The sequence below is a fragment of the Halorubrum lacusprofundi ATCC 49239 genome (assembly GCF_000022205.1).
Lineage (GTDB): Archaea > Halobacteriota > Halobacteria > Halobacteriales > Haloferacaceae > Halorubrum > Halorubrum lacusprofundi.
Genome location: NC_012029.1, coordinates 2,448,522 through 2,467,347 on the forward strand (window position 1 = coordinate 2,448,522; position 18,826 = coordinate 2,467,347).

General features: G+C 67.6%; 17 protein-coding genes and 1 pseudogene. 13 read left to right on the plus strand and 5 right to left on the minus strand.

The window, feature by feature from the left end:
• The first annotated feature begins 36 nt into the window (after positions 1–36).
• Positions 37–639 carry a TIGR00296 family protein gene (locus HLAC_RS12265; RefSeq protein ID WP_015911155.1) on the plus strand — a complete coding sequence of 201 codons (603 nt, stop codon included), beginning with the start codon at positions 37–39 and terminating at the stop codon, positions 637–639.
• Between the two features lie 70 nt (positions 640–709).
• Here HLAC_RS12265 and HLAC_RS12270 read toward each other — a convergent pair whose 3' ends face one another.
• Both HLAC_RS12270 and HLAC_RS12275 read right to left on the minus strand, forming a co-directional pair.
• A complete protein-coding gene (locus HLAC_RS12270) occupies positions 710–1,870 on the minus strand; it encodes a nicotinate phosphoribosyltransferase (RefSeq protein ID WP_015911156.1) in 1,161 nt (386 codons plus the stop codon).
• A 138-nt stretch (positions 1,871–2,008) separates the two neighbouring features.
• Positions 2,009–3,796 (minus strand): Hvo_1808 family surface protein, encoded by a 1,788-nt coding sequence (locus HLAC_RS12275; RefSeq protein ID WP_015911157.1) that lies wholly within the window; start codon positions 3,794–3,796, stop codon positions 2,009–2,011.
• Between the two features lie 118 nt (positions 3,797–3,914).
• Between HLAC_RS12275 and HLAC_RS12280 the strand changes: the two genes are divergently transcribed.
• The 7 genes from HLAC_RS12280 (at position 3,915) to HLAC_RS12310 (ending at position 9,441) form a co-directional block, all read left to right on the plus strand.
• A complete protein-coding gene (locus tag HLAC_RS12280; protein WP_015911158.1) occupies positions 3,915–4,493 on the plus strand; it encodes a cysteine hydrolase family protein in 579 nt (192 codons plus the stop codon).
• 78 nt (positions 4,494–4,571) lie between these two features.
• A complete protein-coding gene (locus tag HLAC_RS12285; protein ID WP_015911159.1) occupies positions 4,572–5,147 on the plus strand; it encodes a hypothetical protein in 576 nt (191 codons plus the stop codon).
• Between the two features lie 163 nt (positions 5,148–5,310).
• Positions 5,311–5,475 (plus strand): HVO_2523 family zinc finger protein, encoded by a 165-nt coding sequence (locus HLAC_RS19855; RefSeq protein ID WP_303645988.1) that lies wholly within the window; start codon positions 5,311–5,313, stop codon positions 5,473–5,475.
• A gap of 185 nt (positions 5,476–5,660) precedes the next feature.
• Positions 5,661–6,626, plus strand: a complete 966-nt coding sequence (locus HLAC_RS12295) for a phytoene/squalene synthase family protein (RefSeq protein WP_015911161.1) — start codon at positions 5,661–5,663, stop codon at positions 6,624–6,626.
• A gap of 12 nt (positions 6,627–6,638) precedes the next feature.
• Entirely contained in the window at positions 6,639–6,848 is a 210-nt protein-coding gene (locus HLAC_RS12300) for a hypothetical protein (protein ID WP_015911162.1), read from the plus strand.
• Positions 6,849–6,891: 43 nt separating this feature from the next.
• Complete coding sequence (hisD, locus tag HLAC_RS12305; RefSeq protein ID WP_015911163.1) at positions 6,892–8,169, plus strand: histidinol dehydrogenase; 1,278 nt, start codon at positions 6,892–6,894, stop codon at positions 8,167–8,169.
• A 120-nt stretch (positions 8,170–8,289) separates the two neighbouring features.
• Positions 8,290–9,441 (plus strand): mechanosensitive ion channel family protein, encoded by a 1,152-nt coding sequence (locus HLAC_RS12310; RefSeq protein ID WP_015911164.1) that lies wholly within the window; start codon positions 8,290–8,292, stop codon positions 9,439–9,441.
• Between the two features lie 84 nt (positions 9,442–9,525).
• Here HLAC_RS12310 and HLAC_RS12315 read toward each other — a convergent pair whose 3' ends face one another.
• Both HLAC_RS12315 and HLAC_RS12320 read right to left on the minus strand, forming a co-directional pair.
• Positions 9,526–10,569, minus strand: a complete 1,044-nt coding sequence (locus tag HLAC_RS12315; protein ID WP_015911165.1) for a DUF8054 domain-containing protein — start codon at positions 10,567–10,569, stop codon at positions 9,526–9,528.
• Entirely contained in the window at positions 10,566–11,027 is a 462-nt protein-coding gene (locus tag HLAC_RS12320; protein ID WP_015911166.1) for a DUF8215 family protein, read from the minus strand. Before HLAC_RS12320 ends, HLAC_RS12315 begins: the two co-directional genes overlap by 4 nt.
• A gap of 184 nt (positions 11,028–11,211) precedes the next feature.
• On the opposite strand from HLAC_RS12320, the pseudogene HLAC_RS12325 reads away from it, so the two are divergent.
• From HLAC_RS12325 to HLAC_RS12340, 4 genes and pseudogenes are all read left to right on the plus strand, one after another.
• Positions 11,212–12,692 (plus strand): annotated as a pseudogene (locus HLAC_RS12325) (extracellular solute-binding protein).
• Between the two features lie 12 nt (positions 12,693–12,704).
• Positions 12,705–13,712, plus strand: a complete 1,008-nt coding sequence (locus tag HLAC_RS12330; protein ID WP_015911169.1) for a carbohydrate ABC transporter permease — start codon at positions 12,705–12,707, stop codon at positions 13,710–13,712.
• A 53-nt stretch (positions 13,713–13,765) separates the two neighbouring features.
• Entirely contained in the window at positions 13,766–14,707 is a 942-nt protein-coding gene (locus HLAC_RS12335; RefSeq protein WP_015911170.1) for a carbohydrate ABC transporter permease, read from the plus strand.
• Positions 14,708–14,709: 2 nt separating this feature from the next.
• The gene (locus tag HLAC_RS12340; RefSeq protein ID WP_015911171.1) at positions 14,710–15,837 is read left to right on the plus strand and encodes an ABC transporter ATP-binding protein; all 1,128 of its coding nucleotides are present in this window, start codon (positions 14,710–14,712) and stop codon (positions 15,835–15,837) included.
• 85 nt (positions 15,838–15,922) lie between these two features.
• Here the strand turns inward: HLAC_RS12340 and HLAC_RS12345 are convergent, their stop codons facing one another.
• Positions 15,923–16,996, minus strand: a complete 1,074-nt coding sequence (locus HLAC_RS12345; RefSeq protein ID WP_015911172.1) for a TrmB family transcriptional regulator — start codon at positions 16,994–16,996, stop codon at positions 15,923–15,925.
• Positions 16,997–17,240: 244 nt separating this feature from the next.
• Here HLAC_RS12345 and HLAC_RS12350 point away from each other — a divergent pair, with 244 nt between their 5' ends.
• Positions 17,241–18,656, plus strand: a complete 1,416-nt coding sequence (locus tag HLAC_RS12350; protein WP_015911173.1) for a glycoside hydrolase family 68 protein — start codon at positions 17,241–17,243, stop codon at positions 18,654–18,656.
• Positions 18,657–18,826: the final 170 nt, after the last annotated feature.

The following is an 18,826-nucleotide window of genomic DNA, read 5'->3' on the forward strand; positions in this document are numbered from 1 at the left end:
GAAGCGTTCAAGTCGTCAGCAACGTAAGGGTCTATTATGTCCGAGGCCCAGACCGTTCAGCTGTCGTACGACGACGGTGCACGAGCGGTCGAACTCGCGCGGGAGGCGGTCGAGTCGTTCGTCCGACACGGACAACGCGAACAACCCGGGAGCATGCGCGAGGCGTTCTATGCCCGAACTGGCGCGTTCGTCCGGTTGGAGTCCACGAGAGGTCGCGGCCGGCTCCGCGGCTGTGCCGGCGCGTGGGAGACCTCCGATCAGCTCGGTCACGCAATCGTCGAGGCCGCCATCAAGGCCGCCTCCGGCGATTCCTGCGGCTCCGAGGTCGAGCCCAAGGAACTCGACAACATCACCGTCTCCGTGTTCATCGTCTCGAACACGGTACTCACCAACGATCCCCTCGCTGACCTGAAAGTCGGCACCCACGGCGTCGCCGTCGACGGCGGCAACTCCCACGGCTGGCTCTATCCGACGGTCCCCGTCGAGAACGGCTGGTCCGGCGCCGAGTTCCTCTCCCGCGCCTGCCGGAAGGCCAAAATCGCCCCGAACGCGTGGGAAGACGACGAGACGATGGTGACGCTCATCGAGGGACAGGTGTTCCGAGAGCGCGCCGACGGCGGCGCGGTCGAAGAGCTATAACCGCCGAAAGCGACGCTTACTTCTCCGAATAGGCAATTCCTACTCGTTCGCTCCGTAGCCAAGGCCGTCCCTACTCGTTCGTCCCGTAGCCGACGGTCTCAGCGTCCGCAAGCGCGCGCTCCGTCGCGGCCGCGAGGTCGAACGCGTCGTCAGCGACGACCTCGCCGTCGCGGATCACCGGCTCCATGAGCGACTCGGCACCGTCGGGACCCGACCGGTCGGCTAGTCCGACAGCGTGGACGCCGTCAGCGGTGCGATACACGTCCTTCGCGCCGGAGAGCTTGCCGCGCTTGGCGGCCGGCTCCCCCTCGACGGCGACGATGTCGAGCGCGAAGTCGACCGGGTCGGCGTTCGAGACGTACCCGCCCACGCCGAAGCCGTCGACCACATCGCGGAGTTCGCGGAGGTCGGCCGGCCCGAGCCCGCCGGAGACGTACACGTCGACGTCGTCGTGGCCGCGAACGTCCAGCTCCCACTGCACTTCCCGAATGATGTGCCGGAAGTCGCCGCGACGCGAGCCGGTGGTGTCGAGCCGGACGCCGTCGAGCCGATCGCCGAGCGCGTCGACCGCTCGGAGTGTTTCGTCGACCTCGTCGGAGTAGGTGTCACAGAGGGCGATCCGCGGGACCGCCTCGTCGACGGCCTCGTTGAAGGCGCGCCACGCGGCCTCCTGCTCGCCACGGCCGAAGCAGATGGAGAGCGCGTGGGGCATCGTCCCCGAGGCCTCCCGGCCGATCAGGTCGCCGGCGGCGACGTGCGAGAACCCGTCGAACCCGCCAACCAGCGCGGAGCGCTCGACCGCCGCGGTCATCGACGGGTGGACGTGGCGCGCGCCGAAGGAGAGCACCTGCGAGTCCGGCGCCGCGACCCGGCAGTCGAGGGCCGCGGTCGCCATCCCGGAGGCGTGCGAGAGGAAGCCGAGGAGGGAGGTCTCCAGCCGCGCGAACGTGAGGTACGGTCCCTCGATTCGCATCACCGGACCGCCGTCGAATAGGCGGCCTTCCGGAATCGCGTCGACGTCGATATCGCGCCCCTCCAAGAGCGCGACCGCGTCTTTCAGCCCGGCGAACAGCTCGAAGTCGCCGTCGGGGAATTGGTCAGCGGTGACCTCGGCGACGACGCGGGGGTTTCGTCCCGCGTGTTCCAAGGCGGCCTCGGTCCGCTCGAAGTACGCGTCGGTCGCCCGGCCGTCGCGAATCGCGGCCGCGTCGACGATATCGAACTCGGTCATACCCGACGGTTCGGCCGCCGGGGAGGAAAAGCCACCCGGGTCGCGCGGGCGTTCGTCTCCGGTCGGTCAGGGGCGATCACGGGGCGATCAGGGCGATCACGGGGCGATCAGGGCGATCACGGGGCGGTTACGGAGTGTTCAGGGCCGTACGCGGCGCACAAAGAGCGCTACCGTCGCGAGTATGCCGACAAGCGCGACGAGGGGACCGAACCCGGGCACGTCGTCGCCGGTGGCAGCGTCGGAACCGGCGGAGCCGTCGGCGTCATCGCCGTCCGGGTCGATGTCGTCTCCATCGTCAGAATCGGTTCCGTCGTTGGTCCCGTCCGCGTCGTCTCCGTCGGTTCCGTCATCCCCGTCGGTCCTGTTCGCGTCGTCGCCGTCGTCGGTCGAGGAGAGTTCGAGGTCGGCCTCCGGCCGGAGATCGAGCACGTCGGCTGGCTCGGGGGCGTGCGCGATCGTCACCGTGGTCCCGTTTCGCTCGACGCCGTAGGCCCCGCGGAAGTCGCCGTCCGCGATCTCGTACACCTCGCCCGCGGCGTGGTCGTCGCCGCCGTGGGCGGTCAGCATGCGCAGGTACGCCTCGCGGAACTCGGTCGCGTCCGCGGGCGTCTGCCACTCGGTCACCCAGACGTAGCCGTCCTCCCCGTCGGTCGCGCTCGCGTCGTCCCCGTCCGCGTTCCCGTCGTTCCGGTAGGGGTACAGCTCGTCGCCCGCCCAACCGTCGGTCGCCTCGTGGGCGTAGTTGTAGTTCGCACGAGTTCGAAGCCGCTCGTCCGGCTGCGTGTGAATTTGGATATTATCCCGGATCGTCGCGTCCGGGTCCAACACCGCGTGGCGGTACTCGTAGCTCTGGTACCAGAACATCACGAACATCGACGCCTCGCCGGCGGTTTCCGAGCCGTTGACCCCCTGATTCGGATACGTCTCCCACCCGCCGGTGGCCGTGTCCTCGAACGTTACCTCGGTCGTCTCGTAATCGGGGTTGCGGTGGATCACCTCCGAGGTCGCGTTCGGCGGCCGGTTCATGGTCTCGTTGACGGCGCTCCACCCCTCCTCGTCGACGAGCGTCTCGGCGTAGAGCGCGCCATCGGCGTACGGCTGAAGCACGGTCTGGAGGATGCCGAAGTTGTAGTCCGCCGCCGACCCGCCGCCGCCACCGGAGTCGGGCGCGGCGAGACAGCTCCAGTTGCCGGCACAGCGCGCGTCGTACACCTCCTCGATGTGGACCGCCTCGCCCTCGACGATCCCGTCGACCGCGAGGTCGGCGTCCTGCGTAGTGCCGACGTAGCGGGGCCGGGTGAGGTCGTGGTACTGGTCCTGCATCGCGTGGACCAGCTCGTGTGCCAGCGTCGACGGGTTGATCTGCGGGTCCTCTCCCTCCGGGACGACGAGGACGATCCGGTCGTCGGCCGGCGAGTAGAACCCGGAGACTGCACCGCCGTAGACGCTGTCAATCGCGTCGGAGGCGTTCTCGTCCTCGCCGACGACGAACAGGGCCTTCCACACCTGATCGTTCCAGCGGTGGAACTCGGGGTCCGAGCCGCCCGCGCCCGCGCTCGCAGAGTCATTCATGAACGCCGAGCGGGTGACGGTCTCGACCGGCACGTCCTCGCGGAAGGGGCGCTCCCGAACGTGTTCGACGCGGGCCATCGTCAGGTGAGTCAGCTCCTCCAGCTCCGCCTCGGTCAGCCCGTCCGTCTGGTTGAAGGCGAGCTCCTCCTCGTAGTGGGTCCCGTTCCAGCAGCCGACGAGATCGGTTCCGTCGCCGGCGTCGCACTCTGTGGCAGTCGCGCTGGCCGGAGCGTCCCCCGGAATGGCGGCCGTCGACCCGGCGACCGCTGGCCCGGCGGCAACGGCTCCGCCGGCACCGATCGAGAGAAGGGCAATCACGGCGACGATAACCGAGAGGGTGAGAACCCGTCGCATAGGTTCGATTACGGCCGACCCGATAAGTAGTTTGTCGGTGGAGGGGGGTGGGAAGGTGGCGACACGGGGCTGCGAGAGGCGGCGGTGATTTTTGAGCCCAGGCGTCAAACTCCCGCACATGCCGTACGACCCGACCGAGACCGCGGTGATCGTCGTCGACATGCAGAACGGGTTCTGTCACCCCGACGGGAGCCTCTACGCCGAGCCGAGCGAGGCGGCGGTCGAGCCGGTGACGGCCCTCGTCGACCACGCCCGCGACGCCGGCGCGAGTATCGTGTACACCCGGGACGTGCACCCGCCCGAGCAGTTCGACGACACCCACTACTACGACGAGTTCGACCGGTGGGGAGAACACGTCGTCGAGGGGTCGTGGGACGCCGAACTCGTCGCCGAGCTTGACGTGCGAGACGAGGACCACATCGTCGAGAAGCACACGTATGACGCCTTCTACCAAACTGATTTGGAGGGGTACCTCGACACGCACGGCATCGACGACCTGCTGATCTGCGGGACGCTCGCCAACGTCTGCGTGCTCCACACCGCCGGCAGTGCCGGGCTCCGCGACTACCGGCCCGTCGTCGTCGAGGACGCGCTCGGGTACATCACCGAGGACCACCGCGAGTACGCGGTCGAGCACGCCGACTGGCTGTTCGGCGAGACGGCGACTCACGAGTCGATCGGGTTCGAATCGGCCTGAGGACGGGACGATCGACCCCGTTATCAGCCGCGTGAATCGGCGTGTAACCCTTTTTACCACCGATGGGGACCGTCGCGTATGGAACTCTCTCGACGCGGCATGCTCGGCGGGGTCGGGGTCGCGCTCGCAGTCGGGGGCGTCGGGTTCGCCGGCGCCGCCTCGGTGACCGACGGCGAGGCTATCGACGGCGGAACCGGTCCCGACGAAGGTGCGATCGGTGGGGATGCGATCGGCGGGGACGAGCCCGGAAACGACGAAGACGGCCAGACCGGGTCCGTCCCCGTCGATCCGGACGCCCCGTTCGAGGCGCGGCTGCTCCGCGACGGCGACGACGACCGGCGGCTCTTCGGCACCGGCGACTTAGACCGCGTCCAGGGCGTGATCACCGAGGACGACGAACACCTCGTGTACGTCTCGCTCGGCGACGCGGGGATCGACGCGCTACAGACGGGGCTGACGGACGCCGGCGCGACGGACGACCCGGAGGGGTTCACGGTGTCGATGACGCTCGACGAGACCGAGGTCAGGCGGGTCGATCTGGACGAGGCGACCGTGTCGGCGCTGACCGACGAGGAGTGGGGCGGGGTGTTGACGCTCCCGTTCGGCGAGGAGTCGGTCGCGGCGTCGGTGTACGACTCGCTGGCCGACGCCTAACCGGCGCGCCGCTCCGTCGAGGAGAGCGGTTATGTCGACCCAGTCCGTTCGAGGCGATATGAGCGACGCCGAGGGGTGTGTGGACGACGCCGAGGGGGGTATGGACGACGCCGAGGGGGGTATGGACGACGCCGAGGGGGGTATGGACGACGCCGAGGGGGGTATGGACGACGCCGAGGGGGGTGTGGACGACGCCGAAGACGAGGCGGCGATCGGCTCCGGCGGGCGGCCCTGCCCCCTGTGCGAGACGCCGATGTACCACCGCCACTGCAAGTACGTCTGTCCCGCACACGGGGTCGTGTACGACTGCTCGGACACCTTCTACTGACGCCGGCAATCGCGACCCGTGAGCCCGATCGTCGGCGATCGGCGAGCCCGTTCACTTGCGCTCGGCGAGCGCGTTTACCGGGTACCAAACCACGCTGTGCGAACTGTTATGTTCTTGCAGTTCGACTCGTATGTTATGATCGGCGACCCGCTCTCGATCCTCCCTGCCGACTACCAGAGGTCAGCATGGTAGACAAGACGCAGGTTGCCCGAGGAAAGCGGATCCAGCGTCGGACCGGGAAGACGTTCCACGTCGCGACCCGGCTGCTCCCGGAGCGGATCCGGCACCCGACGTACGTGCTGTACGGCTTCTTCCGTGTCGCCGACGAGGTCGTCGACGCTGCGGAGACTGCGCCGCCAGACGAACAGCGGGCGGAGCTCGATCGACTCCGTCGGGCCGCGCTGGCTGAGAGAGACACCGACGACCCAGTGTTGGAGGCGTTCGCCGCGGTCTGTGACGAACACGAGATCCCGGACGAAGACGTGCACGCGTTCGTCGACGCGATGGCGAGCGACATCGAAACCGACCGGTACGAGACCTACGACCAGCTTGAGTCGTACATGGACGGCTCCGCGGCCGCCGTCGGCCGGATGATGACGGCGATCATGGAGCTCGACGAGGAGGCCGAGGTGAAGGCGCTCCCCCACGCGACGAAGCTCGGCGAGGCGTTTCAGATGACGAATTTCATCCGCGACGTGCGTGAGGACGTGGCCGAACGCGACCGGGTCTACCTCCCGCTGGAAACACTTCGGCGGCACGGCGTGAGCGAGGATCAGATCCTGAATCTGGAGTTCGACGACGACGTGGCGGCAGCGATCCGCGAGGAACTCGTCCGGACCGAGCGGCTCTACGAGGAGGGCGTCGCCGGGATCAAGTACCTCCCGGAGGACTGCCAGCTCGCGGTGTTGCTCGCGGCGGTGCTGTACGCGGACCACCATCGGCTGATCCGCGATCTGGGGTACGACACGGTGTCGACGACGCCGGAACTGTCGTTCGTCCGCAAGATCTCGCTGCTCGTCCGGACCCGCTGGAAGTGGCAGTGGAACAGAGACCCCGAAGCGGTGTTTTACGAGATGTGCGGCGGCTTCGACGCCGCCCGCGAACACCGCGAACACGGATCGCACGGACCGGGTATCGCCCAGTCCGACTGACCCGGGGGCATCGTGAACAGATCCCGGTTTGTCGGCCTCGCACTCGCCGCGTTCGGGCTGGTTTTCCTCTCGTTCGTCGTCCGCGGCACGACCCGCCTTGTCGCGCCCTACGAGGTCGCCGTAGCGCTTTCGGCGCCAATTCTCTTCGTCGCCGCCGCGCTGTTGGTCGCGCTGGTCGCGCTCGCGACGCTGGACGTGATTGGGATCCGCCGGTTGGAGTAAGCAAAGTCGGAACGCCCTTTTGACCGCGGCCCCGAGAGCGCGTATGGACGTACGAACCGTCGCTGACCTCTCGCCGGCCGAGCGCCTCGCCTTCTTCGAGCGCGACGCCGGCGTCGACGCGGTCCGCGACGACGTGAGCGAGATCGTCGATCGAGTCCGGACGGAGGGCGACGTCGCGCTCCGAGAGTTCTCCGAGGAGTTCGACGGCGTGGCCGTCGGCAACATCGACATCACCGACGACGCCGAGCGCGCCCACGCCGAATTCGACGACGCAAACGATCCGGTCCTCGACGCGGTCCGCGACGCGGCCGCCAACATCCGCGAGTTCCACGAGCGACAGCACCCCGAGGACTGGCGCGATGAGTTCGGCGACCGCGAACTCGGCCGCCGGTTCCGCCCGATCGACCGCGCCGGGGTGTACGTGCCCGGCGGCGCGGCGGCGTACCCCTCCAGCGCACTGATGGGCGTGATCCCGGCGGCAGTGGCGGGCGTCGACCACGTCTCGGTCGCGACGCCGCCGGCCGAGGAGATCAACCCCGTCACGCTCGCGGCGATCCACGAGGCCGGCGCCGACGCGGTGTATCAGGTCGGCGGCGCGCAGGCGATCGCCGCGCTCGCGTACGGCACGGAGACCGTCACGAACGCCCAGAAGGTGGTCGGGCCCGGCAATAAGTGGGTCACCGCCGCGAAGGCGATCGTGCAGGGCGACGTGGAGATCGACTTCCTCGCCGGGCCGAGCGAGGTGCTCGTCCTCGCCGACGAGACCGCCGACCCCGACCTCGTCGCGAGCGACCTGATCGCGCAGGCCGAACACGACCCGAACGCCTCCGTGGTCGCCGTCACCGACGACGCCGCCCTCGCCGAGGCGGTCGCAGAGGCGGTCGACGAGCAGGTCGCGGGCCGTAAACGCGAGGAGACGATACGAGCCGCCCTCGACAACGACGCCTCCGGGGTCCTTCACGCCAGATCGATGCCCGAGGCGGTGTTGTTCACCGAGGAGTACGCGGCCGAACACCTCTCGATCGCGGCCGACGACGACGAGGCGCTGCTCGCCCGGATCTCGAACGCTGGCTCGGTGTTCCTCGGGGCGTACTCCCCCGTCGCCGCCGGCGACTACGCAACCGGGACGAACCACGTGCTGCCGACGAACGGCGGCGCAAAGCGCTACGGCGGGCTCTCCGTCGACACCTTCCTCCGGTCGTCGACGGTTCAGCGACTCGACCGCGACGCGCTCGACGGGCTCTCAGAGACGATCACGACGCTCGCGGAGGCCGAGGGGCTGGAGGCGCACGCCGAGAGCGTTCGGAAGAGGTTCGAGTAGCTGCGGTTTGAGTAGCGCGGTTTGAGTAGCGCGGTTCGAATGACCGCGGTTCGGTAGATTCGGTCGCCGACTGCCGCCCGCCGTAGAAACGGTTATCTCGCGGAGTCGCATCGAGACGGTATGATCCCGTCGCTGTCCGCGCTGTTCGAAGGACTCTCAGCGGTCGAGGCGACGGTCGCAGTTCTCGTGGTCTCCGTTATCGCCGCCGTGGGGATGGAGTTCATCGTCCTGCGAGTCGCCCGCCGGTATGTCTCGACCACCGACTCCGCGTACGACGACATCGTCATCTCCTCGCTTCGCGCCCCGCTCGTCGTCACCGCCGCGCTCGCCGGCGTCTACGTGCTCACGCAGGTCCCGGCGGTTCGATCGTCCGTGCTCTTGGACCCGCAGCTGCTCGACGCTGTCTTCGGTCGGCCGTCGCTTTCGGTCATCATCCTCGTGTGGGCACATGCCGCCAATACCGTCGTGAATCGGCTCGTCGCCGCCGTCAACGAGGAAGGCACCCGGTTCGACTTCGCGCCCGTGTTCTCGAACGTCTGGACGCTCGCGGTACTTATCGGGAGCGTCGGGACGCTGCTGTGGCTGTGGGGCATCGAGATTACGCCGCTCCTCGGCGCGGCCGGGGTCGCCGGCATCGCGGTCGGTTTCGCCGCGAAAGACACGGTCGCGAACTTCTTCGGCGGCATTGCGTTGTACTTCGACGACACCTACAAAATAAGCGACTACATCGTTCTCGACGACGGTACCGCGGGAACCGTGATCAAGGTCGGCGTGCGCTCGACGACGCTGCTCACCCGCGATGAGGTGCTGGTGACGGTCCCTAACGCGGCGCTCAACGCCGCGAAGGTGACGAACGAGTCCGCTCCACAGAGCCGGCGTCGCGTCCGGGTCCCGATCGGCGTCGCCTACGGGACCGACATCGACGAATTCGAGGCGCTCGCGGTCGAGGCCGCGCTGGCCGAGCCGCTCGTCCTTGATTCGCCGAAGCCGCGGGCCCGGCTCCGGTCGTTCGGGGACTCGGCACTCCAGTACGAGATCCTCTGTTGGGTCAACGGCCCGACGCGTCGCCGGCGCGCGCAACATACACTCAACCGCGCGCTGTACAAGACGCTGTCCGCGGCCGATATCGAGATTCCGTACCCCAAACGCGACGTGACGGTCACCGCGGCGGACGGATCTGCCACCGATGCCGCTAGCGGACAAATGGACACCCCGTCATCCACCGACGACGGGACTGCCGCAGCGACGCGCAACGGCGACCGGGGCCGGTAAACGAGCGCGGTGATCGGACGTCGGTCGGTGGTGCTTCCGGTTCGCCGGCGACCAGAAAGCAGACCCAGCGGCACCGGAACGACCTCAGGATCGGTCGGCGAAGACGACAGCGTCGCAGTCGGCGCAGGCGCGAACGGCACGCTCAGGATTCCCGCTGACGCCGCCCGGCCCACCACAGCAGTTCCGCAGGGTCGTGTCGCGGACCGAACCGTCACAGGCGGGACACGTATCGAGGAACGCGCGGAGCGGTCGCGCCGCCCCTCGGGCGACGCCGTCGTCGACGCCGCGCTCGCGAAGCGTCTCCGCGGCGGCCGTCTCCGCCAGCGCGATCGGTCGGCTCAGCCACGCGTCGCGCTGACCGGCGAGTAGTATCCGTCCGTCGTGGACCTGGCCGTCGGTGTCGGGACCGGCGACCGCTGCTGCACGCTCGGCGAGCGTCTCGTCGGAGCCGCGACGGAGCGCGGCGATCCGGTCGTACATCGCCGTCCGGAACGACTCGTCGAGGCGGAGCGTCTCACCGTCGTCGACGAGGGCACCCGCGTCGATAAGCGTCGCCATGAGCGTCTTCGGGTCGACGGCGTCGCCGTCTCCATCGTCCTCCCCGCCCGCGGCTCCATCGCTCGGCGCGATGCCGGCGTCGTGCCCGGGATCGGAGTCGGTGGCGCGTTCGGGGTCGGCGTCGCGTTCGGGAGGGGTGTCCGGCTCGTCCGCCTCCGGGTCGTCCGTCTCTGCTTGGACCGTCCTCGCGTCGTCTCCAGCCGTTTCGACCGTCCTCGCGTCGTCTTCATCTGCTTCGAGCGTGACCGCGTCGTCGGCGAGCGACCCGGAATCGAGCCCCGCCCGGTGATCGAGACCGATGTCGATCGGGAGCGGAGCGACGAGCCGCGGGGCGAACCGCGGGGTTCCGGGGACGACATAGCCGCGGAGCCAGATCGCCGCGCCGCCGAGGACGCTGGCGAGGAGCCCGAGCGATCGGCGACGGCGCGAGAGCAGGCCGGCGACGACCGCGACGCCGACCGCGTTAACGAGGGTGCACGGGAGACACCGGTTCTCGCCGGTGTGCTCAGGATCGACGAGCGCCGCGGCCGAGTCGCGCAGCACATCGAACGTCGACCGGTCGCCGCTCATAGCTTGGCGGCCGGGGTGTGCTGGAGCGGTTCACCGTGGACGGCGCGGTAGACGCTGGGGAACGCCGCGAGCCCGAGAGGTTGGACGACGCCGCCGAGCAGGGCGAGCCACAGCGACCCGGCCGCCGTCGCTGCCACCGCGATCCCGACGGTCGCAAGCAGAAAGAGGGCGCTGAAGTAGCCGACCCGTAGGGGGAGTGTCGCCAGCTCACCGCGGCGGGGCCACGCGCCGACATCGAGGGCTTTCGCCCGAAACAGGGCGATCGAGACGCTCCCGAGACCGATCGCGAGGAGACCAGCGATCGGGACTGCGTCGGGGTACCGCGTCTGGAGAATGAGTACCGCCACGAACGCGGGCGACGACAGCAGCGAGAGCTCCGCGCCGCCGAAGAACACTCGTTCGAGCCACTGAACCGTCTCGTCTCGTAGTCGTCCCGCGACCGTGCCGGTTGAACCCATGACTGGCACCCACTCGATGCTCGGGGCCCATAGCCGTTCCGACGATATTGGAGGAAGGTACGGCCCGCTTCGAGGACCCCGGATCGCGCGGCTAATCCGATTCTCGCGCGAGCGCGTGCGCCCTATCATGATGAGTGTTAGCATCAATAATTATATACGGGTGTATTTTGTAACAACAGCTGTAATGGTCGACAGCGAATCCGATCGCGAGAGCGGACGTGTGGGGGTATCGCGGCGACAGTTCTTGGAGGTGACGGGCGCAACGGGGGCAGCCGTCGGGCTCGCCGGCTGTTCCGGCGGTGGCGGCGGCGGCGACGGTCCGATCCAGATCACGATGGATGCCGAGTGGGGAGGCATCTCTGACGCCCTCACTCAGAGCCTGTACGACGCGGGTCTCGACGAGTCGATCGAAATCGAGATCCTGCCGGGCGACTTCGAGTCGGGGGCGCGCCGGTCGGAGTTCACGTCGGCGCTCGACGCCGGGCGGGCGAGCCCGGACATCTTCATGATGGACTCAGGGTGGACGATCCCGTTTATCGCGCGCGGTCAGCTCGTGAACCTGAGCGACGAGCTCTCCTCCGAGACGCTCGATTACGTCCAGAACGACTACCTGCCGAGCGCGGTAAACACCGCGAGCGACCCAGAGAGCGGCGACCTGTTCGGACTGCCGCTGTTCCCGGACTACCCGGTGATGCACTATCGAAAGGACCTGGTCGAGGACGCCGGCTACGACCCGGACGGCGAGAACTGGGCGACCGAGCCGATGAGCTGGCAGGAGTTCGCCGAGATGGCCGCCGACGTGTGGGAGCAGAACGGCGGCCCCGGTGGCGACTTCGATTACGGATTCACGACTCAGGGCGACAACTACGTCGGGCTCGCCTGCTGTACGTTCAACGAGACGATGACTTCCTTCGGTGGCGCGTACTTCGGCGACCACGAGAACCTCTTCGGCCCGATCGGCGATCGGCCGATCACGGTCAACGAGGAGCCCGTTCACGACACGATCCGCATGATGCGGTCGTTCATGGAGGGGCCCGACGCCGAGTACGCTCACCCGGACTTCCCGCAGATTTCGACGACAGATCTGCTCTCGTTCACCGAGGAGCCGTCCCGTGAGCCGTTCACGTCCGGGAACGCGATTTTCCACCGGAACTGGCCGTACGCGATCCCGCTCAACCTCGACTCCGAGGAGTTCAGCGCGGAGGATTACGACGTGATGCCGCTTCCGTACGGCATCGAGGCAGGCGAGGGCGAGTACGAGGGCACCGGCGGCGCCGCGGCGCCGCGGCGGCGCTCGGCGGCTGGCACCTCACGATCAACCCGAACACCCCGCGGCTCGACGACTGCGTTCAGGTGCTCGAGGCGTTCGCCAACGAGGAGGTCATGACGACGAACTTCGCCGAGGGAGGGTACCTGCCGCCGGATCCGTCGGTCACCGAGTCGGTTGACCCCGACGACGTAGGCGCGCTGGGCGACTTCCTCGACACGCTGGCAGTCGCCGGCCAGAACACGGTTCCGCGTCCCGTCACTGTGGCGTGGCCCGATCAGAGCCCGCAGGTCGCTTCCGAGGTCTCGGCCGCCTACCAGGGCGAGAAGTCGCCCGAACAGGCCATGTCCGACCTTGAGAGCTCGCTCGGATCGATCGAGTCCGACCTAGCTGAATAACGAGGACCGAGCATGTCAACCGACACGCGAGCGGACAGGGGCGGTTCGCTGCTCGCCCGACCGCTCAACTGGCTGGAGACGCAGAGCGAGGAGGTGTACGCCTACGTCCTGTTAGCTCCTGCATTCCTGCTGCTTGCGCTCGTCGCCTTCTACCCGCTGATAGAGACGTTCCGATTCTCGTTGCTCGCGGACGCCGTCGCGTCAGCCGATCCGTTCGGCGAGTTCATCGGCCTCGACAACTACGTCGACCTGTTGACCGGTGATACGACGTTCACCCAGCAGTTCATCTCGGTATCGACCACGGACTCGTTCCCGTTCGTCGGGTTCGACGCGCCCTTCCTCCAGCAGGCGTTGTTCGTCACGCTGGCGTTCGCAATCTTGAGCGTCCTGTTCGAGACGCTGATCGGGTTCGGACAGGCTCTCGTGCTCGATCAGGACTTCTACGGCCGCCGATGGGTCCGGGTGTCGATCATCATTCCGTGGGCCATCCCCATCGTCATCCAGGGGATGATCTTCTTCCTGCTGTTCAACCCGACCATCGGCTTCGGGACGGAGTTCATGCAGTGGCTCGGCGTGTTCGGCGACAATCCGCTGTCGAGCAGCACGGACTCGTTTATGATCGTGCTCGTCGCCGATATCTGGAAGACGACGGCGTTCATGGCGCTGCTGATACTGGCGGGGCTCCAGAGCATCGACCGCGGACTCTACGACGTCGCGAAGGTGTCGGGCGCCTCGCCGTGGCAGCGATTCCGGTACATCACCCTGCCGCTCGTGGCGCCGGCGCTGCTCGTCGCGATGCTGTTCCGCACGATGGACGCGATGCGGATTTACGGGCTCATCGACGCCACGGCGGGGTGTGAGACCGTGCCGTCGCTGACCTGTCTCGTGATCATTGCGCTCCAGAACAGTCGGCGCTGGGCGACCGCCTCCGCGGTGGCGTTCCTGACCGCGATCGTCATCAGCGGGTTCGTGGTCGTGTACCTGCTTGCGCTGCGCGGAAACGACGGGGGTGTCGCATGAGTACCGACCCCGCCGGCGGCGAGTCGGCCGACGAAGCCGATCCGACCGTCGAGATGGCCGAGCAGGCGGCCCTCGACGAGCCGGAGCTCGACCGCGGCCTCATCGAGGCGTGGGCCGCGAAGATGATCTCCAACCCGGATCGGGCGTACAGGGCGACGTTCTACGTCGCGACGATATTCTTCCTCGTTACGACGCTGTTCCCGTTCTACTGGCTGCTCGTGGTTGCACTGACGCCGCGGAACAACCTCTCCGAGGTCGGCGTGTTCCTTCCGGCGGGGTTCAACCCGGCGGCGTTCATCGAGATCTTCCAGACGCTGCCGTTCCATCGGTACGTGTTCAACAGCTTCCTGATCGCCACGGTTGCGACCGTGGCGGTGCTGCTCGTCGGGAGCCTCGCCGGCTACGTGTTCGGCCGGCTCCAGTTCCGAGGGCGCAACGCGATGCTCCTCTTAGTACTCGTCACGTCCTTCTTCCCGCCAGCCGCGTTCTTCATCCCGCTGAACCGGCTGTTCAACACCAACATCGAGGTGTTGCGGCCGCTGATCTCGGCCGGGTCGCTGTACAACACCCCGTACGCGATCTTCATCCCGCTGTCGGCGATCTTCCTGCCGCTGTCGATATTCATCCTGATGACGTTCTACTCGCAGATCCCCGACGGGTTGGAGGACGCAGCTCGCGTGGAGGGGACGACCCGGCTCGGCGCGCTGTTCCGCGTCATCGTCCCGCTGTCGGCGCCCGGCGTCGCGACCGCCGGCGTGTTGACGTTCATCTCGGTGTACAACGAGTACTTCTTCAGCTCGCTGATGACCGACGGGCAGCCGGGAAGCTGGGCCCCGATGCTCGAAGGGATACTGCGGTTCCAGGGCGAGTTCGAGGTGCTGTACAACCTCATGGCCGCCGCCAGCATCGTCGCGGTGCTGCCGGTCGCCATCCTCGTCGTCGTCGCACAGGAGAAAATCGTGAGCGGACTCACCACGGGGGCGGTCAAGGAGTAATCATGGCATCAGTCAACTTAGAGGGAATTACGAAACGGTACGAGGACGTAACGGCAGTCGACGACATGACCCTGGATATCGAGGACGGTGAGTTCGTCACCTTCGTCGGTCCCTCCGGGTGCGGAAAGTCGACCACGATGGAGACGATCGCCGGGCTCACGCTGCCCACCGAGGGCACCATCGAGATCGGCGGGCGCGACGTGACCAACCTCCCGCCGAAAGACCGGGGGATCTCCATGGTGTTCCAGAACATCGCGCTGTTCCCGCACATGGACGTGTACGACAACATCTCCTTCGGGCTCCGGCTCCGGAAGTACGACCAGGAGGAGGTGGACCGGCGCGTCGAGGAGGCCGCCGACATCGTCCAGCTGGAGGGAATGATGGACCGGATGCCCAAGGAGATGTCAGGGGGGCAGCGCCAGCGCGTTGCCATCGCCCGTGCCATCGTCCGCAACCCGGGCGCGTTCCTGATGGACGAGCCGCTGGCGAACCTCGACGCGGAGCTTCGGGTCCACATGCGCACCCAGCTCCAGCGGCTCCACCGCGAGCTCGACACGACGATCATCTACGTCACCCACGACCAGGCGCAGGCGATGACGATGTCCGACCGCATCGCGGTGATAAACAGCGGCGTGCTCCAACAGGTGGCGCCGCCGCTGGAGTGTTACAACGAGCCGAAGAATCTGTTCGTCGCCGGCTTCATCGGCTCGCCCGCGATGAACTTCATCGCGGGCGAGGTCGTCGACGACGGGTTCGTCTCGACGTACGCAAACGTCGATTTCGACCCGGCGACGCAGGGCGTAACGGCCGGGCAAGAGATCACCGTCGGGATTCGACCCGAAGACATCTACCTGGCAGAAAACGCCGAGAAGGCGGCCTCGCCGACGAAGGCGTTCGACGCCGTCGTCGACGTGATCGAACCGGTGGGCAAGGAGGTCAACGCCTACCTGCTGTTCGACCGCGACGTCGAGGCGAGCGCCGAGGGGCGCGGTGAGGGACAGCTGCTCATCAACCTCGCGCCGGATACCGAGATCGACGAGGGCGACGATATCCAGATCGTGATGGACCGCGAGAACATCCACCTGTTCGACCAGTCGAGCGGCGAAGCGATCACGCACTCGCTGGAGTAGGTGACGCGGTCGCTCGCTCGTGAGAGCGAGCGACTCGGATCCCTTCTTCGACCGACACGCTACGACGAGCGTCGCCTCCGTAAAGTTACTCCACGTCGACGACCGTGATCCGGTGGGCCTCGACGGCCTCGACCATTGCCCCCCAGCCGCCGACTTCGACGGGGCCGTCGTCGGTCTCGACCACGAGAGCGACCCGGCCGCCGTAGCTCGCGATACTCTCGGCGGCCACGTCGCCGTCGCCGGTGACGATGACCTCGGAGAGGGGTCCTTCGACGACACGGTCGGTGCCGGTGTCGGTGTCGGTCCCCTCGATCCGCACCCGGACGGTCGCCCCGTCTCGGAGGAGCGGGGTCACATCACGGACACAGTACCGGATGTCGATGTAGTCGATCGGCGGCTCGTCGTTGTCGAGAGACGTGTAGATCGGCTCCCACGTGTCCCACTGGGTCGTCAGGAAGTACCAGTGGAACACGTAGGTGTGGGTACGGTCATCGACGAGCACGCCGTACTCGTTGGTCGAGCCGGCGTGGGGCGCAAAGCAGGTCCGCGTCCGGTCGACGATCACCACGAACGGGGAGGGGAGCCGCCGGTGGCGCGCCTCCGAACAGACACCCTCGAGGTCTTCGGGGTCGGGCAGCGATTCGGTGTCGCCGTCCGGCGTGTGGATAGAGAGATTGACCCGGACGCCGCGCTCGGTCGCGGCCTGCAACGCGGGACGAAGCCGCTCGAAGTGCTCGGCGCCGACGGAGACGTTCACCTGCGTCTCGGCGTCGCGGATGAACTCGTCGGCGTTCTTGATCACCGTCTCGAAACGGGTGACGATGCTGACGGTGGACTGCTCGACGGACGGCTCGTTCCAGCGGCGCTCGATCTCCTCGGTCGCCTCGGTGAACCGGTTCGCTCTCGTCCGGAGGTCGTCGGTGAGCGCGTCGAGGCTGTTGGCGCGGGCGTACAGCGACTCCTGCTCGTACGTTTCGATGTAGCCGGCGCTCTCCAAGTCGCGCAACACGTCGTATATCCGGGGATCGGGGACCCCGCTGGCGTCAGCGACCCGGGTGACGGGCGCCGCGCCGAGTTCGAGCACGGTCACGTAGGCGTCCGCCTGATACGGCGAAAGTCCGGCGTCCTCCAGCGTCTCTGTGAGATCTGCACGCTCCACGTTTATCCCCCGCGTTCGATCGCGCGGTGGTAGATGTGGTCACGGCAACCCGTGCGATCGCGGTGAGCCGTCGCAGTTCGACCGGTAGGGCCGCCTATCATTCGGTTTCGTCTGATACGTGCTTTTGCCATGGTTTGAACTACCACGGCCGTGATAAAATATTTTATTTCTGTGGCGGGGAGCGCTCGGCGACCCTCTCGTTCCGACTGAAAAAGCTTTATTCGGTCGATGGCGGAGGAGACGTATGCACGAGACGCCGGAGAGCGACGGCGGTCGATCGCGCTCGCGGTGGACTAGAGAGCAGGCCGCGTCGATCGAGCGCCGCCGCGGGAACATCGCCCCGCCGGCGGGTGCCCCCGAGCTCGACCCCTTCCCGGATCTCCACGTCTGGGACACGTGGCTGCTCCGCGACCGACACGGCGAGATTGCCGACGTGAACGGGTACCGACTGGCGTTCTCGCTGACTGCCCCGGCTGACCTGCTCCCCGGAAAACGCCACGATGTGGCCGAGATCCGGTGTTTCTACTCCGCTGACGGGAAGCGATGGCACGACGCCGGACCGGTCTTCGACGGCGGCGCGCTCGGCCAGCGCCAGTGGGCCGGCTCCGCGCTGTACGACGACGGCGAGGTCTACCTCTACTACACCGCCGCCGGCGACGAGGCCGCCGACGAGATGACGTACACTCAGCGGATCGCGGTCGCGCACGGCGGAACGGCGAGCGCCGACGAGGACGGGATCGAACTCTCCGGTCCGTGGACTCACGAGACGCTACTGACGCCGGACGGCGAGTGGTACGAGACCGAGGCACAGTCGCGCGGGATGACCTACACCTTCCGGGACCCGTGGTTCTTCGAGGACTCGGCGACCGGCGAGACGCACCTGCTGTTCGAGGCGAACGCGCCCGCGCCGGAGCGACCGGGCGACGACGAGGCGACCGCCCACCGCCGGGAGTTCAACGGCTGCGTCGGCGTCGCCGTCTCGGAGTCGGGCGACCCGCTCTCGTGGGAGCTTCGCCCGCCCCTGCTGGACGCGGTCGAAGTCAATCAGGAACTGGAGCGCCCGCACGTCGTCGTCGCCGACGGGCGCTACTACCTGTTCGTCTGCAGCCACGTCCACACGTTCGCGCCGGGCGTGACCGGGCCGGACGGGCTCTACGGCTTCGTCGCCGACGCGCTCGACGGCGAGTACCGCCCCCTGAACGGCTCCGGGCTCGTCGCCACGAACCCGCCCGAAGCGCCGTTTCAGGCGTACTCGTGGATGGCGTTCGCCCACGACGAGGAGGTGCTCGTCCAGAGCTTCCTCAACTACTACGACTTCGCGGGCGACTCGCTCGACGCGATCGCCGACCTCCCCGAGGCCGAGCAGCGCGAGCGGTTCGGCGGGACGCTCGCCCCGACCCTCCGACTCGCGCTCGACGGCGACAGCACCCGGCTGCGCGGAACGCTCGACGCGTGGCGTATTCCCACCCCGGACGAGCCGCTACCGCCGGCCGACGATTCGGAACTCCCGGGCGGCGACGCGCTCAGCGGTCGGCTCCGAGAAGGCGGGAGCGGCGGCGGGTACGCCGGGGGACCGAGCGGCGCGGTCGACAGCGAAGGCGATAACTCGCTCGGCGACGCCGAAACGGGAGACGACGGCGGCTCTCACGGCGCTATTTAAATATCGAGCCGCCCGAGAACTCGCGAGTCGGACGCCGCTGGCGAGCGAAGTGACCGATCAGTCAGTCGGGGGTTCGGGGGAGCTGAATCCGATCGGCTCCGACGCGTGGACCGAAACGTCCGGATGCCGAGTGGTAGAAGGCTTATACCTGATCGACCGATAAGTTCGGG

What these genes read in the sequence shown, in the direction of transcription:
- HLAC_RS12265 (WP_015911155.1), top strand. Translation starts at nt 37, where the DNA reads ATGTCCGAGGCCCAGACCGTTCAGCTGTCGTACGACGACGGTGCACGA.
- HLAC_RS12270 (WP_015911156.1), bottom strand. Translation starts at nt 1,870, where the DNA reads ATGACCGAGTTCGATATCGTCGACGCGGCCGCGATTCGCGACGGCCGG.
- HLAC_RS12275 (WP_015911157.1), bottom strand. Translation starts at nt 3,796, where the DNA reads ATGCGACGGGTTCTCACCCTCTCGGTTATCGTCGCCGTGATTGCCCTT.
- HLAC_RS12280 (WP_015911158.1), top strand. Translation starts at nt 3,915, where the DNA reads ATGCCGTACGACCCGACCGAGACCGCGGTGATCGTCGTCGACATGCAG.
- HLAC_RS12285 (WP_015911159.1), top strand. Translation starts at nt 4,572, where the DNA reads ATGGAACTCTCTCGACGCGGCATGCTCGGCGGGGTCGGGGTCGCGCTC.
- HLAC_RS19855 (WP_303645988.1), top strand. Translation starts at nt 5,311, where the DNA reads ATGGACGACGCCGAGGGGGGTGTGGACGACGCCGAAGACGAGGCGGCG.
- HLAC_RS12295 (WP_015911161.1), top strand. Translation starts at nt 5,661, where the DNA reads ATGGTAGACAAGACGCAGGTTGCCCGAGGAAAGCGGATCCAGCGTCGG.
- hisD (WP_015911163.1), top strand. Translation starts at nt 6,892, where the DNA reads ATGGACGTACGAACCGTCGCTGACCTCTCGCCGGCCGAGCGCCTCGCC.
- HLAC_RS12310 (WP_015911164.1), top strand. Translation starts at nt 8,290, where the DNA reads ATGATCCCGTCGCTGTCCGCGCTGTTCGAAGGACTCTCAGCGGTCGAG.
- HLAC_RS12315 (WP_015911165.1), bottom strand. Translation starts at nt 10,569, where the DNA reads ATGAGCGGCGACCGGTCGACGTTCGATGTGCTGCGCGACTCGGCCGCG.
- HLAC_RS12320 (WP_015911166.1), bottom strand. Translation starts at nt 11,027, where the DNA reads ATGGGTTCAACCGGCACGGTCGCGGGACGACTACGAGACGAGACGGTT.
- HLAC_RS12330 (WP_015911169.1), top strand. Translation starts at nt 12,705, where the DNA reads ATGTCAACCGACACGCGAGCGGACAGGGGCGGTTCGCTGCTCGCCCGA.
- HLAC_RS12335 (WP_015911170.1), top strand. Translation starts at nt 13,766, where the DNA reads ATGGCCGAGCAGGCGGCCCTCGACGAGCCGGAGCTCGACCGCGGCCTC.
- HLAC_RS12340 (WP_015911171.1), top strand. Translation starts at nt 14,710, where the DNA reads ATGGCATCAGTCAACTTAGAGGGAATTACGAAACGGTACGAGGACGTA.
- HLAC_RS12350 (WP_015911173.1), top strand. Translation starts at nt 17,241, where the DNA reads ATGCACGAGACGCCGGAGAGCGACGGCGGTCGATCGCGCTCGCGGTGG.